Source organism: Bradyrhizobium sp. SZCCHNR1093, assembly GCF_032381175.1.
Lineage (GTDB): Bacteria > Pseudomonadota > Alphaproteobacteria > Rhizobiales > Xanthobacteraceae > Bradyrhizobium.
Genome location: NZ_JAUHJJ010000023.1, coordinates 1 through 20313, shown reverse-complemented (window position 1 = coordinate 20313; position 20313 = coordinate 1). Strand labels below are relative to the sequence as shown.

Sequence of the window (20313 nt, the reverse complement as noted above, 5' to 3'; positions counted from 1 at the left end):
AGGCGGTCGTGCTTCAGCTACTGAACGAACGCAGGTGTTCTCCCGCTCCGAGCGCACCATCCAGCCTCTCCTCCTTTCCAGTCTGTTTCCGGTTGTTTGCGGATGGCCGTGTCCGGCGACGAGTCCGAGCTGTCCGACGGCCCATGCCAGGCATCCGGCCGGATCAGCGCCAGGCCCGATTCCGGATCGTGAAACTTGCGCAGATGCGCCGGCGTTTCGGTGATGATGATCTCGAGGTCGGCCGGATGGCCCGACCTCGTATAGGCGTAGCCACCGAAGAAGTCCTCGCCCTTGCCCTGCACGCCGATTTGATCATGCCCGCGATGGTTGCGCTGAGTTTAACTTCCACGAAGCGTGTCATCGGATCGTTGTCTTCCGCGCTCTTATATTAGGGAATGCAGGCAGAATCGGAGCGGTCCTTACCACAGCCGGAGATAGAATTGCGACTGTCAGCCTGAATGAGAATCAATTACGCTGAAATCGTAACCGGGACGAATTGCAGCAATGAACCGTCGCGAGCGCCGAGCTTCGCCCACCAAAGTGAAGCTCCAACCTGCCAAGCCCGATGGTGCCGCGAACTTCTATGACGCTGCCTTGCGTGACGTCGCCAATGGCCGACATGCGGACGCCGAGCGGTGTTGTCATATGGCGCTTGCGATCGATGGAGGGCATGCGCCGACCCTCAACTTGCTAGGGATCCTTGCACTGCAGGCACAGCAGTATGAAGCTGCACTGCGGTGGGTATCCCGCGCGATCCAGCAGGATGTTCAGCCGCAGTACTTCCTGAGTCTTGGCACGGTGCTACAGGTCCAGGGACGCTCGGATGAGGTGATGAAGGTCGTCGAGAAGGCGAGGGCGCTCGGTCTCGAAAGCGCCGATCTGTGGATGCTGAGGGGCAATGCCCTTGTCAGCCTGCAGCAGCTCGCCGACGCTGTGTTGAGCTTCCAACGTGTGCTGGAACTGAATGCGAGGCATTGGGACGCGGCAAACCAGTGCGGCATCGCGCTTCAACGGTTGGGGCGGATCGACGAAGCGCTCGCCTATCTCGATCTGAGCGACGCCTTGCGGCCCAACCATGTACCGACGTTGTTGATGCGTGGTGCACTTCTGAATGGCCTGAAGCGCTTCGACGAGGCCCTTGCCATCTGTCGGCGAGCCCACGAGATCGAGCCTGGCAACTCTGACATCTGCGTCAAGACGGGCATTGTCCTGCGGACGATGCGCCGAGACGAAGAAGCGCTGCAATGGTTCGAGCGGGCGCTGGCTTTGCAACCTGGCTCCAGGGATGCTCTGCACGACAAGGCCTCTGTGCTGACGAAGCTGCGTCGATTCGACGAAGCGTTCGAGGTCTACAGGCAGTTGAAGCGTGCCGACCCGAGAGACACGCTGGCCGATCTTGGGACGGCTCATTTGAACCTGTTGCTGGGGGATCTCGACGCGGGCTGGTCTGGTCGGGAGGCCCGTTGGAGCCTGCCGAGCTCTTATCCGCGCTTCCAGCAACCCATGTGGCTGGGCCAGGACGGCATCGCTGGAAAAACCATTGTCATCGCAGCCGACGAAGGACTGGGCGATACGATCCAGTTTGTCCGTTACGTGCCGATGGTCCTGGCGCTAGGCGCCTGCGTCATCCTCGCCGTTCAAAAGCCGTTGCTACCTCTGTTGTCGAATGTGCCGGGCATTTCGCAGTGCATTCCGGTCTCGGAGGCCGCCGACCTTGCGGGAGTGGATATCCATTGTCCGATCATGAGCCTGCCGTTTGCCTTTCGGACGACACTGGCCGCGATTCCAGCGCCGGTGTCGTATTTGCCGGCGCCTGATCCGGATCGGATTCAAATCTGGCAAGAGCGCCTTGGTGCGCCTGAGAAATTGCGTGTCGGCCTGGTCTGGTCAGGCAACCCCAATCATCTCGACGACCACAATCGCTCCATCCCATTGCGCATGTTTTCCCGCCTGCTCGGCGAGGACGCGGCGTTCATCAGCCTGCAGAAAGAGCCGAAGGCCGAAGACAAAGCCGTGCTCCAGGAGACGAGCCGGATTGTGGACCTGACGGGTCAACTTGCCGATTTCGCGGACACGGCCGCGCTGATCTCATGTCTGGATCTCGTGATCACCGTCGATACCAGTGTCGCTCATCTCGCCGGCGCGCTCGGCCGTCCCACCTGGACGCTTCTGTCGTATACGCCGGACTATCGCTGGCTGCTCGATCGTGACGATAGCGTCTGGTACCCGAGCATGCGTCTGTTCCGTCAGCGCGAAGGGCGCGACTGGGGCGAAGTCATTGATCGGGTCGGAGATGCTCTTCACAAGCTGATTGTGGCGAGGGCGCCGTCCCTGCCGGTGTCGAGCGAGGAGATCGCGTGATCTGCCGCCGTTTCACTTCGACGACTGGCGGCTTGCCGTCAGCTGCTGTCGGTAACGTTCGGCGTCCCAGTTGAGCAGCAACTGCTCGTGCTGAGACGAGAGATAGCCGATATCGGCCGATAACGGCAGGCGGCTGGTCACGAGCGCGAGGCAGCTCAGCATGGCCTCGGCGCCCGGGCTGGCGTCGCTGCGGATGATGGCGCCGAGACCCGGCGCGAGGACCGCGACGGGCGCGGGCAGGCGGCTCGCGTCCGCCCGTGCGAGCAGCGTGGCGAGGCCGCCGGCGCTCTCGATCGTCGGCAGGCCCGGGCCGAGAAACACGACGTGGTCCGGATACAATGAGCCGCCGGTTGCGATGGCGCGGTTGAACGGATCGGTGGCGATGCCGTGGCTACCAGCGTCGTGCGGCAGGCGATAGTCGGCGCCGGCGCACAGGCGGCGCAAGGCCGCGGCGTCGGCGGCGGGCGCCGAGCGCACCGGCAGCGCCAGCCGGCGCTCGACGTCATGGACCAGCGCCTCAGCCTGATCGCAGGTGTCGGCGCCGACGACGAGGCCGTGATTGCCGAGGATCAGCACGTCGATGCGCTCGCGCGCGACGATTGCACTCACCGCGCGCGCCAGCGGCAGCCCGGGATGAAAGTAGTCGAGATCGCGCCAGGAGAGCCCGACCAGTCGCGCCGAAAATTCATCGCGTGCGTCGCGCCGTGCCGCCCAGGCGATGGTGTTGACGGCATGCACGTGCAGCACGACCCGGTGCGGCAGCAGCGCATGCAGCGCGGTCTCGATCGAGGCGCGTAGCGGGCCGGGGGCTGCCAGCGGAATGCGCTCGTCATCAGCGGCGAGCGCGTCGCGCGCTGCAGGCAGCAGAACAGGCACGAAGATGTCCTTCGCGTCGGCGTCGGCAAGCCAGGTGCCGGACGCCTTCACCCACAGCACATCATCCTGCTTGAGCGAGGAGTTGCCGCCGGCGCCTTGAACCAGCTCCACGTTGCGGCCGACCCGCGCCGACATCCGGCGCAAGTCATCAAGCTCGGCAGGCTCGCGCATCTCGCGTCTCCTTCTCACCACACCAGGTGCTGCATCGTCCAATTCGGCATGCGGCCTGGCGAAGCCGCGAGCTTGCGCGTCGCGGCAGCCAGGTCGGGCGCACCGGCCAGCGTCGTGCGATGCACGCCATCGCCGAGCAGCAGGCTCTGCAGGCCTGCGGCGCGGGCGCCGGCGACGTCATGGTCGAGCGAGTCGCCGATCATCAGCACGCGATGCGGATGCGGATGGCCGAGCTGCTCCAGCGCAGCCGCGAAGATCGGCGCATGCGGCTTGCCGACGAAGCTCACCGGGCCGCCGAGCCACTCATAGGCGCGCGCCAGCGTGCCGGGCGCAGGCACGAGGCCGCTCGCGCCGAACATCATCAGGTCGGGATTGGCGCAGATCATCGGCACGCCTCGCGCCGCCGCTCCGGTGAATTGATCGCGCCAGAGGTCCGGCTCGGCGAGGTCGTCATCAAGGCCGCCGAGCAGGATGAAATCGGCGTCGTGCATATCCGTCACGATGACGAGATCCAGCCCGTCGATCAACGAGCGGTCGCCGCCCCTGGTGATCAGGAAGCAGGCATTGCCACAATCGGTGAAGGGCGCGCGGGTGCGGTCGCGCAGGCCGGTCCAGGTCACCTCGCCCGAGGTGAGAATGCCGTCATAGGTCGAGCGCGGCAGGCCGAGCCGGGCGAGGCGCTCGGCATTGGCGCTCGCGCGCTTGCCGGAGTTCGACAGCACCAGGATATGCTTGCCGGCCTCGCGCAGCCGCAGGACGCAGTCATGCGCAGCGGTAAGCACCGTCCTTCCGTCATGCAACGTGCCCCATTGGTCGAGCAGCACGTGATCGAACCGGTCGGCGATGGCGGACAGGCCGCTGATCTCGCACGCCGCCGCCGTCATCGCGGCGGTCCCTGCAGCGCCAGCAGCGCCGTGCCGTAGCTCGCTTCGGTCTGCGCGGCGACGCTGACGGGCACGCCGACGATGCGCCGGCGGATATCGGTCCAGGCATCGTTTCGGACCCCGCCGCCGATGCTGATCACCCGCCGCAGAGCCGGCGCGCCGAGCGCGTGAAGACGCCGATAGGCCAGCGCTTCCACGCCAGCAATTCCTTCGAGCAGCGCCTGGAAGAAGCGATGATCCTCGACCGGCCGTGGCGTGATCCGCGGCGCCAGCGCGGGATCTGCGATCGGAAAGCGTTCGCCGGGTTTTTGCAGCGGATAGTAGTCGAGCCCGGTGGGCTCGTCCGGGCGCAGTAGCGGTGTCATGCGATCCATGGCGTCGGTGGTGAAATGCGCAAGCAGCGCGGCGCCGCCGGAATTCGATGCGCCACCGGCGAGCCATTTGTCGCCGAGGCGGTGCGAGTACACGCCCTGATCGGCGGCGAAAATCGGCTGCGTCGCGACCAGCTTCACCACCAGCGTGGTGCCGAGCGAGGTCACCGCATCGCCCGGCGTATCGGCGCCGGTGGCGATGAAGGCGGCGACGCCGTCGGTCGTGCCGGCGACGATGCGCGTCGATGGGGACAGACCGAGCGACCGCGCGATGGCTGGATCGATGTCGGCGAATGGCGTGCCCGGCACCAGAATGCTGGGCAGCACGTCGCGTGGAACGCCGAGCTGATCGATCCACTGCGGCCATTCGCGCCTGACAGGGTCATAGCCGAGCTTCAGGGCGTTGTTCTCATCGCTGACGCCGTGACGGCCGGCGAGGCGTCCGGCGATCCAGTCGGCCTGGTGCACGGCATGCCGCGCGCCGCTCGTGGAGGCGAGCAGATGCAGCAGCTTGGCGAGCGGGCTGCTCGTGCCATGCGCACCGCTCTCGGGCGGTGCGACGGCTGCGATGCGCCTGGCCTCGTCGACGGCGCGGGCATCATTGTACATCAGGCCGAGCGAGCGGGGCCGCCCGTCGGCGTCGATCAGCAGCAAGGTGCCGGAGGTGCCGTCGACCGCGATGTGCGCGACGGCGCCGAGATCGACGATCCTGCCGAGCTTGTCGAGCGCCGCGACCGTCGCCTGCCACCACAGCTCGGGATCCTGGTCGATGGCGTTGCCGTCCTGACGCGGCACGACCAGCGGAACGGCGGCTGCGCCCTTGATCTCGCCGCTGATATCGACGGCGCAGGCGCGCACACCGCTCGTGCCCACGTCGATGCCGACAAACAACTCCGTCATGCGACCTCATCCCGTTGTGCGCCGGCGAGCATGCCTGTGCTCGCCCGGCGCGTCGTCCCTGACGCGCTGCAGCACGTTTGGGGGATTGACGGCCGGATCGGCGTCGGCAATTTTTTGCAAGGAGTGAAGAATTTTGCAAGCAGGCATTCGGCGTGACGACAGCTTCCGACAGGGCGCCCATGGTGGACGGCGAGGCCTCGCTCGCAACGCGCGCCGCGTGGCTGTATTTCGCGGCCGGGCTGACGCAGTCGGAGGTCGCCGACCGGCTCAACATCCAGAGCACCAAGGCGCATCGCCTGATCGCGCGCGCCAGCCGCGAGGGCATGATCCGCGTCTTCGTCGAGGGCCCCGTCGCCGAATGCGTCGCGCTGGAGAACGCGCTGGCCGAGCGCTACGGGCTCGCCTTCTGCCGCGTCGCGCCGGATCTCGGCGAGGGCGATCTGCCGCTGAAGGCGCTGGCGCTGGAGGGCGCCAGCTTCCTGCGCCAGGTGCTGGAGCGCGGCGACGACAAGATCATCGGTGTCGGCCATGGCCGCACGCTTGCGGCGGTGGTGGCGCAGCTGCCGCAGACCCCGGCGCGCGACGTGCAGTTCGTGTCTTTGCTCGGCGGCCTCACGCGCAAATTCGCCGCCAACCCGTTCGACGTGATCCATCGTCTCGCCGAGCGCACTGGTGCCGAAGCCTATCTGCTGCCGGTGCCCGTGTTCGCCAATTCGGTCGCGGACCGCCGCGTGCTGATGCAGCAGTTCGGCATTGCCGACGTGTTCGCGCTGGCGCAGCGGGCGTCGCTGCTGTTCGTCGGCATCGGCCAGATCCATGCCGACGGCTTCCTGGTGTCGAGCGGCATGATCAAGCCGGACGAGGTCGTCGAGCTGAAGCGCGCCGGCGCCTGCGCCGACCTGCTCGGGCATTTCTTCAACGCCCAGGGCGAGCTGCTCGATCTCGATCTTTCGGCGCGCGCCACCTCGATGGCCGCTGCCGATCTGAAGAAACACCGCATCGTCGCCATCGGCGGCGGCGAGGCAAAGATCACGGCCCTGCGCGCGGTGCTGCGCAGCGGCTTCCTGAACGGTCTCATCATCGATGAGGTAACCGCTCAGGCACTCGCTACCGACAAGCCGGAGAAAACATCCGGCCACGCCAAGAACAAGAGTCGGAAGGGCAGGTAACGCGAACACGTCTCTACAAAAAACAAAGGGAGGGTTGAATGTACGATCGTGAGAAGAATCTCTTTGCGTCCTATGCCGGCAAGCGCATCAGCCGGCGTGATCTGCTCGACGGCGCTGCCAAGCTCGGCATCGCCGGTGTCGCCGCCAATGCCGCCTTTGCCTCGGCGATGTCGAGGGCGATGGCCGCGGATTTCAACTGGAAGGCCCATAGCGGCAAGACCGTCAAGCTGCTCCTCAACAAGCATCCCTATGTCGATGCGATGATCGGCGACATCGAGGCGTTCAAGAGCCTGACCGGCATGAACGTCAGCTACGACATCTTCCCGGAGGACGTCTATTTCGACAAGGTGACGGCGGCGCTGTCGTCGAAATCCGATCAATACGACGCCTTCATGACCGGCGCCTACATGACCTGGACCTATGGTCCGGCCGGCTGGATCGAGGACCTCAACACCTACATCAAGGATCCCGCCAAGACCAATCCGGCGTTCGCCTGGGACGACGTGCTGCCCGGCCTGCGCTCCTCGACCGCCTGGGACGGCGTGGCCGGCTCCGAGCTCGGCTCGGGCAAGGCCAAGCAATGGTGCATCCCGTGGGGCTACGAGCTCAACAACATCACCTATAACCGCAACATCTTCGACAAGGTCGGCGTCAAGCCGCCGAAGAACCTCGACGATATGCTCGACGTCGCCGCCAAGATCACCAAGGACGCCGGTGGTCCCTATGGCGTCGGCGTGCGCGGCTCGCGCTCCTGGGCCACCATCCATCCCGGCTTTCTGTCGGCCTACGCGAATTTCGGCCAGAAGGACTTCGTGATGGAGGGCGGCAAGCTCAAGGCCGCGATGAACACCAAGGCGTCGAAGGATTTCCACGAGAAGTGGGTCAAGATGATCCAGGGCTCGGGTCCGAAGAACTGGTCGACCTACACCTGGTACCAGGTCGGCACCGATCTCGGCGCCGGCGCTTCCGGCATGATCTTCGACGCCGACATTCTCGGCTACTTCATGAACGGCGGCGAGAACAAGGAGCGTGGCAATCTCGGCTACGCGCCATTCGCGGCCAATCCGGCCGCCAAGGCGCCGACGCCGAACGTCTGGATCTGGTCGCTGGCGATGTCGAGCTTCTCCAAGCAGAAGGATGCGGCGTGGACCTTCATGCAGTGGGCGGCTTCCGTCGAGCACGACCTGTTCGGCGCCCGCAAGATGGACTTCGTCAATCCAGTCCGCACCTCGGTGTGGAAGGACAGCGAGTTCCGCGATCGGATCGCCAAGTCCTATCCTGGCTATCTCGAGCAGCATGACCTCTCGGCGCCCGGTGCGAAGATCTACTTCACAGCGCAGCCGCTGTTCTTCGATCTCACGACGGAGTGGGCGGCCTCGCTGCAGAAGATGGTGGCCAAGGAGATCAGCGTCGACGAGGGCCTCGACAAGCTTGCCGAGAGCATCAACCGTCAGTTGAAGCAGGCCGGCCTTGGCTGAGGCCGGGCGACGCTCGTTCCATGACCACCCGCCGGTCCGGCCGCTCCCCCACGGGCGTCCGGACCGGCCCATCCCCGCGCTGATGCGATCACGCTTGTCATGAGCATGGCTGAACTTATCGAGACCCAAGCAGTGCCGCGCCGCACGAAACGCTGGCGCGGGCGATTGCTGCCATACCTGTTGAGCCTGCCGGCCCTGCTGGTCTGCATCGCCATCCTGGTGCCGTTCGTCACCGCGGCCGTCTATTCTCTGCAGCGCTACCGGCTCAATCTGCCATATCTGCGCGGCTTCATCGGCATCGACAACTACATCGATTTCCTGTCCGATCCGGCGTTCTGGAACACGCTGCGGATCTCGCTCGTCTACACCGCGGTAACAGTCGTCGCCGAGCTGCTGCTCGGCCTGGGCATCGCGCTGCTGCTGCTGCGGCCGACGCGCTTCCACAACGCGGTCTCGATCGTGCTGCTGCTACCGCTGATGACGGCGCCGGCGATCGCCGCCTTGATGTGGAAGCTGATGACCAATCCGAGCTTCGGCATCCTGTCCTATCTGGTCGGCCTGTTCGGCGCACATGACTTCAAATGGGCCTCCGATCCGTCGACCGCGCTGTTCACGGTCGTCCTGGTCGACGTCTGGGTCTACACGCCCTTCATCATGATCCTGCTCTTGGCCGGTCTGCGCTCGCTGCCGCGTCAGCCGTTTGAGGCGGCCGCACTCGACGGTGTGCCGGCGAGTTTCGTGTTCTTCCGCATCACCCTGCCGATGCTCGCGCCCTACATCATCACCGCCTCGCTGTTCCGGCTGCTCGATTCGATCCAGCAGTTCGACATCGTCTATGCGATGACGCAAGGCGGCCCCGGCGACCGGCTGATGGTGTTCCAGGTCCAGGCCTATCTCGAGTTCTTCCAGTACACCAATGTCGGACGCTCGGCGGCGCTGCTGATGATCCTGTGGCTGATCACCAACATCCTCTCGAACATCTTCATCAAGAACTGGCTGCGGCTGCGCGCACGCGCCCACGGTCACGCCTGAGGGAGGGACGTCATGGATCACTCCAGCCTGGCTGGACGAATCTTTCGCGGCATTGCGCTCGCGCTGGTGCTCGTGTTCTTCATGTTTCCGATTGTCTGGATCCTCCTGATGTCGTTCCAGACCAACGAGCAGATCCTGCGGATCCCGCCGCGCATCCTGTTCGAGCCGACATTCGCCAATTACGAGGCGCTGATCTCGGGCCAGCTCCGCACCGCGGCCGGCAATCTGCAGATCTCGTTCATGCGCAACCTGATGAACAGCTTCGTGCTGTCGAGCGCCTCGGTGATCCTGGCCTTGCTGCTCGGCGTGCCCGCGGCCTATGCGTTCGCGCGCTTCAAGTTCAGGCTCGGCGAGACCATTGCGTTCACGCTTCTCTCGTTCCGCTTTGCGCCCCCGCTGCTGGTGCTGCTGCCGCTGTCGCTGTACTACCAGCAGCTCGGCCTGAACGACACGTATTTCGGCATCGTCTGGGTCTACCAGCTGATCGCGCTGCCGTTGATCCTGTGGATCGTGCGCGGCTATTTCGAGGACATCAGCCCGGATATCGAGCATGCCTACCGGCTCGCCGGCCATTCCTGGCGCGAGGCGTTCACACGCATCGCGGTGCCGCTGGCAGGGCCGGGGATCGCAGCGGCGGGGCTGTTGTCCTTCATTTTCTGCTGGAACAATTTCGTCTTCGCGCTGATCCTGGCCTCGGCCGACAAGCAGCCGGTGACGGTGGGCGCGCTCGCCTTCGTGACGGCGTCCGGCATCCAGTACGGCCAGATCGCCGCCGCGATCGTGCTGTCGGTTACGCCGACATTGCTGCTGGCGCTCTACGCGCAGCGTTATCTCGTCGAAGGACTGTCGCTCGGTGCGGTCAAGGGTTGAGGATACATGGCGCGTCTCGAACTGAAAGCCGTCGACAAGACCTTTGGCGCCGCCTGCTGCGCGAAAGGCGTGTCGCTGACGGTCGAGCCCGGCGAGATCGTCGCAGTGTTCGGTCCGTCCGGCAGCGGCAAGACCGTGCTGCTGCGCATGATCGCCGGCATGTTCGAGCCTGACGATGGCGACATCCTGGTCGGCGGGCGCTCGATCGTCGATGCCCCGCCGGAGCAGCGCGGCATCGGCATGGCCTTCCAGAATTTTGCGCTGTTTCCGCATATGAGCGCGCGCGACAATATCGCCAGCGGCCTGCGCGCGACGGGGGCGGCCGACACCGCCGCGAAAGTGACGGCGATGAGCCGGCTGTTGAAGATCGAGCACGTGCTCGGCCACAAGCCTCGTGAACTGTCCAACGGCCAGAAGCAGCGCACCGCGCTGGCGCGCGCGCTGATCGGCAACCCTGAGGTGCTGCTGCTCGACGATCCCCTGCGCAACGTCGACGCCAAGCTGCGTTACGAGATGCGCCTCGAGCTGCCGAGCCTGCTGCGCCGCAGCTCGGCGGCGGTGCTCTATGTCACGCAGGACTATCGCGAGGCGATGGCAATCGCCGATCGCATCGCGGTGCTGATCAACGGCCGTCTGGTGCAGGTGGCGCGTCCCGAGGAAATCTACGCGCGGCCTGCCTCGGTCGCGGTGGCGCGGCTGTTCGGCGATCCCAGCATCAATCTTGTCGAGGTCACGCCGGTGGCGGAGCAGGGCCGGCTGACCGCATCTGTCGCCGGGACGCTGATCCGGCTCGATGCGGACGGCTTGCCGACCAATATGCGCGAGCGCTGCTGGCTTGGCGTCCGGCCGGACGATGTCGTGGTGACGCGTGATGGCGGCGAGGGTGCGATCCCGGCGCGGATCGTCGCGGTCACGCCGATCCACGAGCGCGCCGTGGTGCTGCTGCGCTTCGCCGACGGATCCGAGTGGCTGGCTGCGCTGGCGCCCGAGGCGCTGGAGGCAGATGCGGACGAGGACGTGTTCGTGCGGTTCGCGCCCGATGCGGCGCTGTTGTTCGACCACGCGACGGGAGACCGCATTGGCCTCTCGCCGCGGCGGCAGGCGGCGTGAGGACCTGGCATGGGCATGCTCGAAATCCGCAACGTCGACAAGGTCTATCACAGCCGGGGCAAGCCGCCGGTCCATGCCGTGCGCGCGCTCGATATGGAGGTGAAAGCAGGCGAGATCGTTGCGCTGCTCGGCTCTTCCGGCTGCGGCAAGACCTCGACTTTGCGCATGATCGCCGGGTTCGAGAGCGTCAGCTCGGGTTCGATCGCGCTGGCGCAGCGGCCGATCCATGATCTGGCGCCGGCGAAGCGCAAGGTGGCGATGGCGTTCGAAGGCTATTCGCTGTATCCGCCGCTCACGGTGCGCGAGAACATCGGCTTCGCGCTGAAGGCGCAGCAGCTGTCGCGCGCCCAGATCGCGCATCGGGTCGATAGCATCGCCCGCCTGGTCGAGATCGAGGATATCCTCGACAGCCATCCGCGCGCGCTTTCCGGCGGCCAGCAGCAGCGCGTCTCGCTGGCGCGCGCGTTGGTGCGCGACGCCGACCTCTATCTGCTGGACGAGCCGATGGGGCAGCTGGAGCCGCAGCTCCGCGCCGTGCTGCGCGGCCGCATCAAGGGCCTGCTCGCCGAACGTGGCATGACGGCGATCTTCGTCACCCATGACCAGACCGAGGCGAGCGCGCTCGCCGATCGCATCGCTGTCATGGAAGACGGCGTGCTGCAGCAGTTCGCGAGCGAGCGCGAGCTGAAGAACCGCCCGGCCAATCAGTTCGTCGCGAGCTTCATCGGCGAGCCGCCGATGAACCTGCTGGAGACCGCGGTGACACAGGAGGAAGGCGGCTTCCGTCTGTCCGTGGGCTCCGATGTTGCCTTTCACATTCCCGGGCAGACGTTGGACGTGACGGGACAACAGGCGCTGGTGCAGGCCGATCGGATCAAAGTCGGCATCCGGCCGCAGCGGATCGCGATCGGCAGCGGTGAAACGCGGCTGCGCGTCGTCTCCAACCAGTGGCTCGGCGATCAGTCGCACATTGCGGGCGAGTGCGCCGGTCATCTGCTGGTCGCCGTGACGTCGAGCAGGGTCGTGGCGCGGCCGGGCGACGTCGTGCCATGCGCGCTGGAGTCACGCCATCTCCACGTTTTCGACGCCGACGGAGTCTGCGTCCGCCACGCGGAGGCGCGTTGAATATGACCTCCGGAGCGATTCGCGACGTGATCATCGGCATCGACGCCGGGACGTCGGTGATCAAGGCGGTGGCCTTTTCGCGGGATGGCCGCCAGCTCGGGGATTTCGCGATTCCCAACAGCTACACCACCTTGCCGGGCGGCCGAGTCGAGCAGGACATGGAGCGGACCTGGACCGACACCGTTGCGGCCTTGCGCGGCCTCAGCGGCGCGCTGCCGAATCTGGCTCACCGGGTCGCCGCGATCGCCGTGACGGGGCAGGGCGATGGCACCTGGCTGATCGATGCGGATGGCCATCCCGTCGCTCCCGCGCTGCTGTGGCTCGACTCGCGTGCGGCAGGTTTCGTTGAAGCCTTCCGCGGCGGCGAGCGCAATGTCGCGCACTATCAGCGCACCGGATCGGGGCTCAACGCTTGCCAGCAGGGGGCGCAACTGGCCTGGCTGCAGGCCCACGACGAAGAGTTGCTGGGACGCGCGGGCACGGCGTTCCACTGCAAGGACTGGCTCTACTTCAAGCTGACCGGCGAGCGGGTCACAGATCCCTCCGAGGCGACGTTCTCCTGCGGTGATTTTCGCAAGCGCGGCTTCGACGGCGATGCCGCGCGTCTCATCGGCATCGCCGATGCCGCGCGCCTGTTTCCAGATGTCGTCGATGGTGTCGCGACGACGCATGGCTTGACGGCAACGGCTGCGGCCGAGACGGGCTTGCCCGAGGGCGTGCCGGTGTCGCTCGGCTATGTCGACGTGATCTGCAATGCGCTCGGCGGTGGGCTGTATGACCCCACGCCGGAGGTCGGCTGCACCATCATCGGCTCGACCGGCATGCACATGCGGCTGGTGAACGGCGCCGATGCAGTCAGGCTGAATGCCGAGGCGACCGGTTATACGATGCCGTTCCCGGTGCCGGGCCACTATGCGCAGATGCAGTCGACCATGGCCGCGACCTTGAACATCGACTGGCTGCTCGATGTCGCGCGCGGGGTGCTCGCCATGGAAGGCATCGCGCGGTCGCGCAACGATCTGATCCGGCGGCTGGACGAGCGCGTGCTTGCGGCGAAATCGGGCGAGCTGCTGTATCATCCGTTCATTTCCGACGCCGGCGAACGCGGCCCCTTCGTGTCCCATGAAGCTTCTGCGCAACTGATCGGCCTGCGTATCGGTCACGGCTACTGGGATCTGATGCGTGCCGTGATGGAGGGACTGGCCTTCGCTGCACGTGACTGCTACGCGGCGATGGGACCGCTGCCGACGGAAATTCGCCTGACGGGGGGCGCGGCGCGCAGCCGCGCGCTCGGTGCCATTCTCGGCGCGGCACTCGGCAGCACAATTCGAGTCTGCCGTCGCGAGGAGGCCGGCGCGTCGGGGGCGGCGATGATCGCCGCGGTCGCGACCGGGCTCTACTCGGACATGATGATCTGCGCGGAGGAGTGGGTGAGACCGTATCTGGATGAGCCGCAAGCGCCGGATGCGGCGCTGGCGGAACGCTATGCGCAGCTGTTCCCGGCCTATGTCGAGGCCCGCCTCGCGGCGCGGCCGGTCTGGAAGCAGCTCGCCGCACAACGCGCAGGTGCCGATCATGTCTAGCTCCATCGCCATCATCGGCGACCGCTTCATGCTGCCGTCGGTGTTCGCCGAGCGCATCACCGCCACCTGCGGTGATGGCATCGACATCCGCATGCTCGAGCAGCCCTGGCCGGACGAGCCGATGGAGCATGGCTATGCCGGCTCCAAGCTCGACGGGCTGAAGGAGTTCATGGGCGACCCCGAAGAACTGGCGGACTTCATCGGCGAGGCGTCCCTGCTGGTGACGCATCTGGCTCCGATCTCGCGGGCGATGCTGCAGCGGTTGCCGAGCCTGAAATTCATCGCCGTGTCGCGCGGCGGCCCCGTCAACGTCGACATGCAGGCCGCGCGCGATCACGGCGTGTTGGTCGTCAACACGCCCGGCCGCAACGCGAGCGCGGTGGCCGAATTCACCATCGGCGCGATGCTCGCCGAGACCCGGTTGATCCGTAGCGGCCACGAGTCGATGCGGGGCGGGCAATGGCGCGGCGATCTCTACCGCGCCGACCGCACGGGACGCGAACTCGGCGAAATGACGGTCGGCATCGTCGGCTATGGCGCGATCGGCACTCGTGTGGTCAAGCTCTTGAAGGCGTTCGGCTGCAAGATCCTGGTGACCGACCCCTACGTCCAGCTCAGCGCTGAGGACCGCAACGACGGCGTCGAGCACGTCGCGCTCGCCGACCTCTTGGCGCGCGCCGACGTCGTCAGCCTGCATGCCCGCGTGACGCCGGAAACCACCGGCTTCATCGATCGCGATGCGCTGGCCCGGATCAAGCCCGGCGCGATCCTGATCAACACGGCGCGCGGGCCGCTGGTCGACTATCGCGCGCTCCATGACGCGCTCAGCTCGCAGCGACTGGCCGGTGCGATGCTCGATACGTTCGCCGTCGAGCCGGCGCCGCCGGACTGGCCGCTGTTGCAGCTTCCCAACGTCACGCTGACGCCGCACATCGCCGGCGCGTCCGTGCGCACCGTCACCTTTGCCGCCGACCAGGCGGCCGAAGAGGTTCGCCGCTATCTCGCCGGCGAGCTGCCGCTCAATCCCTGCTGACGACGAAAGGTTTTCGACATGAATCGCGAGGAACGGCTGATCCGCGAGAACATCATCGCCAAATGCCGATGGATGAATGCGTCGGGCTTGAACCAAGGCACCTCGGGCAACATCTCCGCCCGCTACAAGGACCGCATGCTGATCACGCCGTCGGCGACACCTTACGACTCGATGAAGCCGGAGATGATCGCATCGATGCCGCTCGAGGGTGAATACGGATCTTGGGAAGGGCCGCTGAAGCCTTCGACGGAATGGCGCTTTCATCTCGACATCATGCGCGGCCGTCCGGATGTCGGTGGCGTCGTTCACACGCATTCCACCTATGCCACCGTGCTCGCCATCGCGCGCAAGCCGATACCGGCCTGTCACTACATGATGGCGGCGTTCGGCGGCACCGACATCCGCTGCGCCGGCTATGCGCGTTTCGGCACGGCCGAATTGTCCGAACTCGCGCTCGCGGCGCTCGAGGGACGCAACGGCTGCCTGCTCGCCAATCACGGCATGATCGCGGTCGGCGCCAATCTCGACAAGGCGATGTGGCTCGCGGTCGAGCTCGAGACCATCGCCCGGCAATATTATCTGTCGCTCGCGCTGGGCCAGCCGCACATCCTGGGCGACGCCGAGATCGCCGAGACGTCGCAGGGGTTTTCGACCTACGGGCTGCAGGAGCCGAAGGCGAAAGCGGCAAAGCCGGCCAAGGCTGCGACGAAGGCGCGTGCTGCTGCGCGCAGCAAGCCAGAGAAGAAGCGCAGTAGCAAGCGATGAATGCGACGGTCTCACGCAGCGGAACCGATCACGGTCTGTTGGACCTCGCCGTGATCGGCGGCGGCATCAATGGCGCTGGTATCGCCCGTGATGCCGCCGGCCGCGGCCTGAAGGTGCTGTTGTGCGAGAAGGACGATTTCGCCGAGGGCACCTCGTCGCGATCGGGCAAGCTGATTCATGGCGGCTTGCGCTATCTGGAGTACTACGAATTCCGCCTGGTGCGCGAGGCCCTGATCGAGCGCGAGGTGCTGCTGGCCTCGGCGCCGCACATCATCTGGCCGATGCGCTTCGTGTTGCCGCACTCGCCGGAGCAGCGTCCCGCCTGGCTGGTGCGCGCCGGGCTGTTCCTCTACGACCATCTCGGCGGCCGCAAGCAGCTGCCAGCGAGCCGCAACGTCGATCTCGCGCATGAGCCGGAGGGCGCGCCGCTGCGCCCCGAATTCCGGCGCGGCTTCGAATATTCGGACTGCTGGGTCGACGATGCCAGGCTGGTGATCCTCAATCTCGTCGATGCCGCACGCAAGGGCGCGACGATCCTGCCGCGCACCCGCGCCGTGAGCGCACGGCGAGAGAATGGCGTCTGGCGGCTGGAGATGCGCTCCGAGAGCGGCGAGCTGCAGACCGTCAGCGCGCGGGCGCTGGTCAATGCCGCAGGTCCCTGGGTGCAGGACGTGGTGCAGGGCGTCGCCGGGCTCAACTCGGCGCACAATGTGCGGCTCGTGAAAGGCAGCCATCTCGTGGTGCCAAAATTCTGGAGCGGATCGCAGGCCTATCTGCTGCAGAACACAGATCGCCGCGTCATTTTCGTCAATCCTTATGAGACCGATCTGGCGCTGATCGGGACCACTGACATCGTGCATGACGGCCGCGCGGAAGACGTTGCGATCGACGGTGCCGAAGTCGACTATCTGCTCGCCGTGCTCGACCGCTATTTCCGGGCTGCGCCCGGCAAGGGGGATATCATTCACGCCTTCTCGGGCGTGCGGCCGCTCTATGACGACAACGCCGACAATCCGTCGGCGGTGACGCGCGACTACGCGTTCGAGGTACATGGTGCACCCGGGCAGCCGCCGCTGCTGTCGATCTTCGGCGGCAAGATCACGACGTTTCGCCGGCTTGCCGAGCAAGCGATGGAGCGCCTCGCGCCATGGTTTCCGCAACTGGCGTCGGCATGGACGGCGGGCGCGCGCCTTCCGGGCGGCGATCTCGGTGCGCCGTTCGATCAGTTCCTTGCTGATCTCGCCGGCGAGTATCCGGGATTGCCGCCGGCGGTGCTGGCACATTATGCGCGGCTCTACGGCACCCGGGCGCGCGACCTGCTCGGAGCATCCCGCAACGTCGGCGATCTCGGCCGCCATTTCGGTTCCTCCTTTTATGAGCGCGAGCTCGTTTTTCTGCGCGAGCAGGAGTGGGCCGTCACGGCCGCCGACGTCCTCGACCGGCGCACCAAGCATGGCTTGCATCTGAGCCGTGCCGAGCGCGAGGCGTTCGAGCATCAGCTCTGATCGCGTCTTGACGCCTCGAGCCCTTCCGCGACCGCCGCAGCGCTTGGCGGGTGCCGATGACACGCCCCGGCAAACCGTGCTATCGAGCGCCCGCGATATGGATCGCGACGCGCCTGGAGACGCGGAATTCGGCACAATCCGGACCTTTCGCCGATGCTTGACGCGCCGATCGATTCACAATCAAACCGCCCGACGACCTCCTGAATTCGACGCCATGCGGGACCAGATCAAAGCGAGAGCCGACCATCGGCGCGGTCCGCGGCAGGCAGGCATTGTCGACGCCTGGACCAGGGCCGCGTCCGGATCCTGGATGGACCGGCGCTGGACCCCCTGGATCATCGTGCTGAGCGGCCTCGTGCTGGCGCTGCTGTGTGATGCCTTCGTGGCGCACATGCTCTCCGTCAACTATCGGGAGACCTATCGGGCCACCGAGGCCGCCAACGGCGATCTTGCCCGCGCGCTCGAAGAATACATGTTGCGCAACATCCAGGGCGTCGACGTGCTCTTGAACACGACGATCGACAGTCTCAAGCAGGACCCATCGCTGCTCACCGCCGGCAATCCGGCCCTGATCGACGAGCTGAAGCGCAGGGTGGCGCCGTATCCAGCCGCGGGCGGCATCGTCGTGATTGATGCGGACGGCAACCTGCTCGGCGACAGCGCCGGCAACGGAGTTCCCGGCCGCGAGAACAATTTCGCCGATCGGGCCTATTACAAGGTCCAGCGCGATGACCCCGGCCGCGGCCTGTTCATCGACGTGCCGGTGGCCTCGCGTGTGAACAAGGGTCTGTTCATCGCGGTGAGCCGCGCCTTGATGATGCCGGGCGGACGTTTCGCCGGCGTGATCGTCGTGGCCGTCGACTACGAGAATCTGCGGCAGTTCTTTCTGTCGCTGAACGTCGGGCAGCGCGGAACGGTGACGCTCTATCGAGACGATGGCACGATCCTGCTGCGCTCGCCGAACGCCGACGATTTTGCCGGCCGCAACGTTCGGTCCAATCGTCTGTTCAGCCAATATCTCCCGCAGGCGCCTCACGGCAGCTTCGAGGGCAGCGGCATGACGGACGGCACGTCGCGGAGCATCAGCTATCGACGCGTCGCCGGCCTGCCGCTGGTGGTGACCGTGGCGCGCGATCCGGTCGAGTATCTGGCCGGCTGGAAACACAACGCGCTGTACTACAGCGCCATCGCCGCCGGGCTCAATCTGCTGATCTCGGGATTCGGCCTCGTCCTGGCGCGGCAATGGCGGCTGCGCGCGGCATCCGAGCAGGCGCTGCGCGATAATTTCGAGCAGCATCTGCTGGTCACGGAGAACGTGCCCGCGTTGATCGTCCAGGTCGGCGCCGATGGTGACATCCGCTACGCCAATCGTGTCGCACGCGAATGGTACGCGCAGCCGCCCACCGGAGCCGGCCGCAGCCGCAGGATCGACGACTACATCGATCCCGCGCGACGTGGCGAGGTGAGGCCGAAGATCGAGGCCGCGCTGGCCGGCCGCACCGCGGGCGGCGAGGAGAAGATCGCGTTTCCCGACGGCCGTGAACGCTGGTGCCAGACCATTCGGGTGCCGGATCGCAGCCAGGATGGCACGGTGCGCGGCTATTTCGTGCTGTCGGTCGACATCACCGAGCGTAAGCGCATCGAGGACGAATTGCGCCAGGCCCAGAAGATGGAGGCCGTCGGCCAGCTGGCCGGCGGCATCGCGCACGATTCCAACAACATGCTGGCCGCGACGCTCGGCAATCTGGATCTGCTGCTCGACGCCTTGCCGCCCGCCGATGTCTCCTGCCGCAGCATGGTCGAGCGGGCGATCGAGGCGGCGGAGCGGGTCGCCGATCTCAACCGGCGGCTGCTGGCCTTCGCCCGCAAGCAGGCGCTGCAGCCGCAGATCACCGACGTAAATCAGTTGGTCAGCGGGATGACGACGATCCTGCAGCGGACGCTCGGTGAGAACATCGAGATCGAATTGGCGCAGGATCCGATGCTGTGGCACTGCCTGATCGACCCGACGCAATTGCAGAACGCGCTGCTCAATTTGGCGCTCAATGCGCGCGATGCGATGGATGGCGGCGGTCGACTGACGATCACGACGACGAATGCCGTGCTCGACCAGCCGCTCGATGACGGCGACGAGCGCATCATGCCCGGGGACTACGTGACGATCGCGGTGTCGGACATGGGGGCCGGCATGCCGCCCGAGATCGCGCGCCGCGCCTTCGAGCCGTTCTTCACCACCAAGGAGTTCGGCAAGGGCAGCGGCCTCGGCCTCAGCATGGTCTATGGCTTTGCGCGGCAATCGGGCGGCACGGTGCTGATCGACAGCCGGGTGGCGGAGGGCACGTGCGTCACGCTGTATCTGCCGAGCGCGGGGCCGGGCGTCACCGGTCGCGCGCGCGCCGGCGCAGCGCGGCTGGCGCGGCCGCAGACCGGCGAACGGATCCTGGTCGTGGAGGACAATCCGCTGGTGGGCGCGATGGCATCGACCATGCTGACATCGATGGGCTACAGCCTGGTCGTCGTCACCAACGTGGCCGCGGCGATTGCCGAGCTGGAGCGGCCGGACCCGGTCGCGCTGCTGCTGACCGACATTCTCCTGCCGGATGCGCTGACCGGCATCGACCTGGCGCGCGAGGTGCGCCGCAGATGGCCCGATCTGCCCATCGTCTTCATGTCCGGCTTCGCCGACCCCTCGCTGGTGCCGGAGGAATTCCGGGCGACGACTAGGCTTCTCGCCAAGCCGTTCCGGCTGAGCCAATTGTCGGAGGCGATCGTGTCGGCCTTGGCCGGCAGGACAGCGACGTGAGTCCGCAGCGATCATGCGGTGAGCGATCCCTCGTTCGCCCCGATCCACAGCGCCGTCCGGGCGAGCCGTCTCCGCCTCGCGGCGCGTGATGCGTCCGAGCTGTGCCGGTGGTTTCGCCCTCTCGACAACGAGGGCGCGGGGAATGCCGGGTGAGGGCCTCACCCATGGCCCGCCTGCAGAAGAAAAAGCAGGCGGCAGGTACCACAGATCCTATGGGGCGGCGGGTGGTCAAGAGAGGTTAGGATTGGATTTCCGAACCATCCGGCCCTCGGAGGAT

16 protein-coding genes are annotated in these 20313 nt (G+C 66.2%); 12 read left to right on the top strand and 4 right to left on the bottom strand.

Annotation, left to right across the window (positions count from 1 at the left end):
- Positions 1 to 17: 17 nt before the first annotated feature.
- The gene (locus QX070_RS32950) at positions 18 to 302 is read right to left on the bottom strand and encodes a hypothetical protein (RefSeq protein WP_315741301.1); all 285 of its coding nucleotides are present in this window, start codon (positions 300 to 302) and stop codon (positions 18 to 20) included.
- Positions 303 to 504: 202 nt separating this feature from the next.
- Here QX070_RS32950 and QX070_RS32945 point away from each other — a divergent pair, with 202 nt between their 5' ends.
- A complete protein-coding gene (locus QX070_RS32945) occupies positions 505 to 2361 on the top strand; it encodes a tetratricopeptide repeat protein (protein WP_315741300.1) in 1857 nt (618 codons plus the stop codon).
- A gap of 12 nt (positions 2362 to 2373) precedes the next feature.
- Here QX070_RS32945 and QX070_RS32940 read toward each other — a convergent pair whose 3' ends face one another.
- From QX070_RS32940 to QX070_RS32930, 3 genes are read right to left on the bottom strand one after another with little or no spacing between them, the layout of a single operon-like run.
- Entirely contained in the window at positions 2374 to 3408 is a 1035-nt protein-coding gene (locus QX070_RS32940; protein ID WP_315741299.1) for a class II aldolase/adducin family protein, read from the bottom strand.
- Between the two features lie 14 nt (positions 3409 to 3422).
- On the bottom strand, positions 3423 to 4292 hold the full coding sequence (locus QX070_RS32935; protein ID WP_315741298.1) for a TIGR01459 family HAD-type hydrolase: 870 nt from the start codon (positions 4290 to 4292) through the stop codon (positions 3423 to 3425).
- The gene (locus QX070_RS32930) at positions 4289 to 5563 is read right to left on the bottom strand and encodes an FGGY-family carbohydrate kinase (RefSeq protein WP_315741297.1); all 1275 of its coding nucleotides are present in this window, start codon (positions 5561 to 5563) and stop codon (positions 4289 to 4291) included. Before QX070_RS32930 ends, QX070_RS32935 begins: the two co-directional genes overlap by 4 nt.
- A 179-nt stretch (positions 5564 to 5742) precedes the next feature.
- On the opposite strand from QX070_RS32930, the gene QX070_RS32925 reads away from it, so the two are divergent.
- The 11 genes from QX070_RS32925 (at position 5743) to QX070_RS32875 (ending at position 20036) form a co-directional block, all read left to right on the top strand.
- Positions 5743 to 6732, top strand: a complete 990-nt coding sequence (locus QX070_RS32925; RefSeq protein ID WP_315741306.1) for a sugar-binding transcriptional regulator — start codon at positions 5743 to 5745, stop codon at positions 6730 to 6732.
- Positions 6733 to 6770: 38 nt separating this feature from the next.
- Positions 6771 to 8210 carry an extracellular solute-binding protein gene (locus QX070_RS32920; protein ID WP_315741296.1) on the top strand — a complete coding sequence of 480 codons (1440 nt, stop codon included), beginning with the start codon at positions 6771 to 6773 and terminating at the stop codon, positions 8208 to 8210.
- A 105-nt stretch (positions 8211 to 8315) separates the two neighbouring features.
- Positions 8316 to 9242, top strand: a complete 927-nt coding sequence (locus QX070_RS32915) for a sugar ABC transporter permease (protein WP_315741295.1) — start codon at positions 8316 to 8318, stop codon at positions 9240 to 9242.
- A 12-nt stretch (positions 9243 to 9254) separates the two neighbouring features.
- Entirely contained in the window at positions 9255 to 10112 is an 858-nt protein-coding gene (locus tag QX070_RS32910) for a carbohydrate ABC transporter permease (protein ID WP_315741294.1), read from the top strand.
- A gap of 6 nt (positions 10113 to 10118) precedes the next feature.
- Positions 10119 to 11222 carry an ABC transporter ATP-binding protein gene (locus QX070_RS32905; RefSeq protein WP_315741293.1) on the top strand — a complete coding sequence of 368 codons (1104 nt, stop codon included), beginning with the start codon at positions 10119 to 10121 and terminating at the stop codon, positions 11220 to 11222.
- Between the two features lie 15 nt (positions 11223 to 11237).
- Positions 11238 to 12347: an ABC transporter ATP-binding protein gene (locus tag QX070_RS32900; RefSeq protein ID WP_315741305.1), complete on the top strand. Its 1110-nt coding sequence runs from the start codon at positions 11238 to 11240 to the stop codon at positions 12345 to 12347.
- A gap of 2 nt (positions 12348 to 12349) precedes the next feature.
- Positions 12350 to 13930 carry an FGGY-family carbohydrate kinase gene (locus QX070_RS32895; RefSeq protein WP_315741292.1) on the top strand — a complete coding sequence of 527 codons (1581 nt, stop codon included), beginning with the start codon at positions 12350 to 12352 and terminating at the stop codon, positions 13928 to 13930.
- On the top strand, positions 13923 to 14963 hold the full coding sequence (locus tag QX070_RS32890; RefSeq protein WP_315741291.1) for a 2-hydroxyacid dehydrogenase: 1041 nt from the start codon (positions 13923 to 13925) through the stop codon (positions 14961 to 14963). The genes QX070_RS32895 and QX070_RS32890 overlap by 8 nt, the downstream gene beginning before the upstream one ends.
- 18 nt (positions 14964 to 14981) lie before the next feature.
- The gene (locus tag QX070_RS32885; protein ID WP_315741290.1) at positions 14982 to 15728 is read left to right on the top strand and encodes a class II aldolase/adducin family protein; all 747 of its coding nucleotides are present in this window, start codon (positions 14982 to 14984) and stop codon (positions 15726 to 15728) included.
- On the top strand, positions 15725 to 17233 hold the full coding sequence (locus tag QX070_RS32880; RefSeq protein ID WP_315741289.1) for a glycerol-3-phosphate dehydrogenase: 1509 nt from the start codon (positions 15725 to 15727) through the stop codon (positions 17231 to 17233). The genes QX070_RS32885 and QX070_RS32880 overlap by 4 nt, the downstream gene beginning before the upstream one ends.
- Before the next feature lie 310 nt (positions 17234 to 17543).
- The gene (locus tag QX070_RS32875) at positions 17544 to 20036 is read left to right on the top strand and encodes a hybrid sensor histidine kinase/response regulator (protein WP_315741288.1); all 2493 of its coding nucleotides are present in this window, start codon (positions 17544 to 17546) and stop codon (positions 20034 to 20036) included.
- The last annotated feature ends 277 nt before the right edge of the window (positions 20037 to 20313 follow it).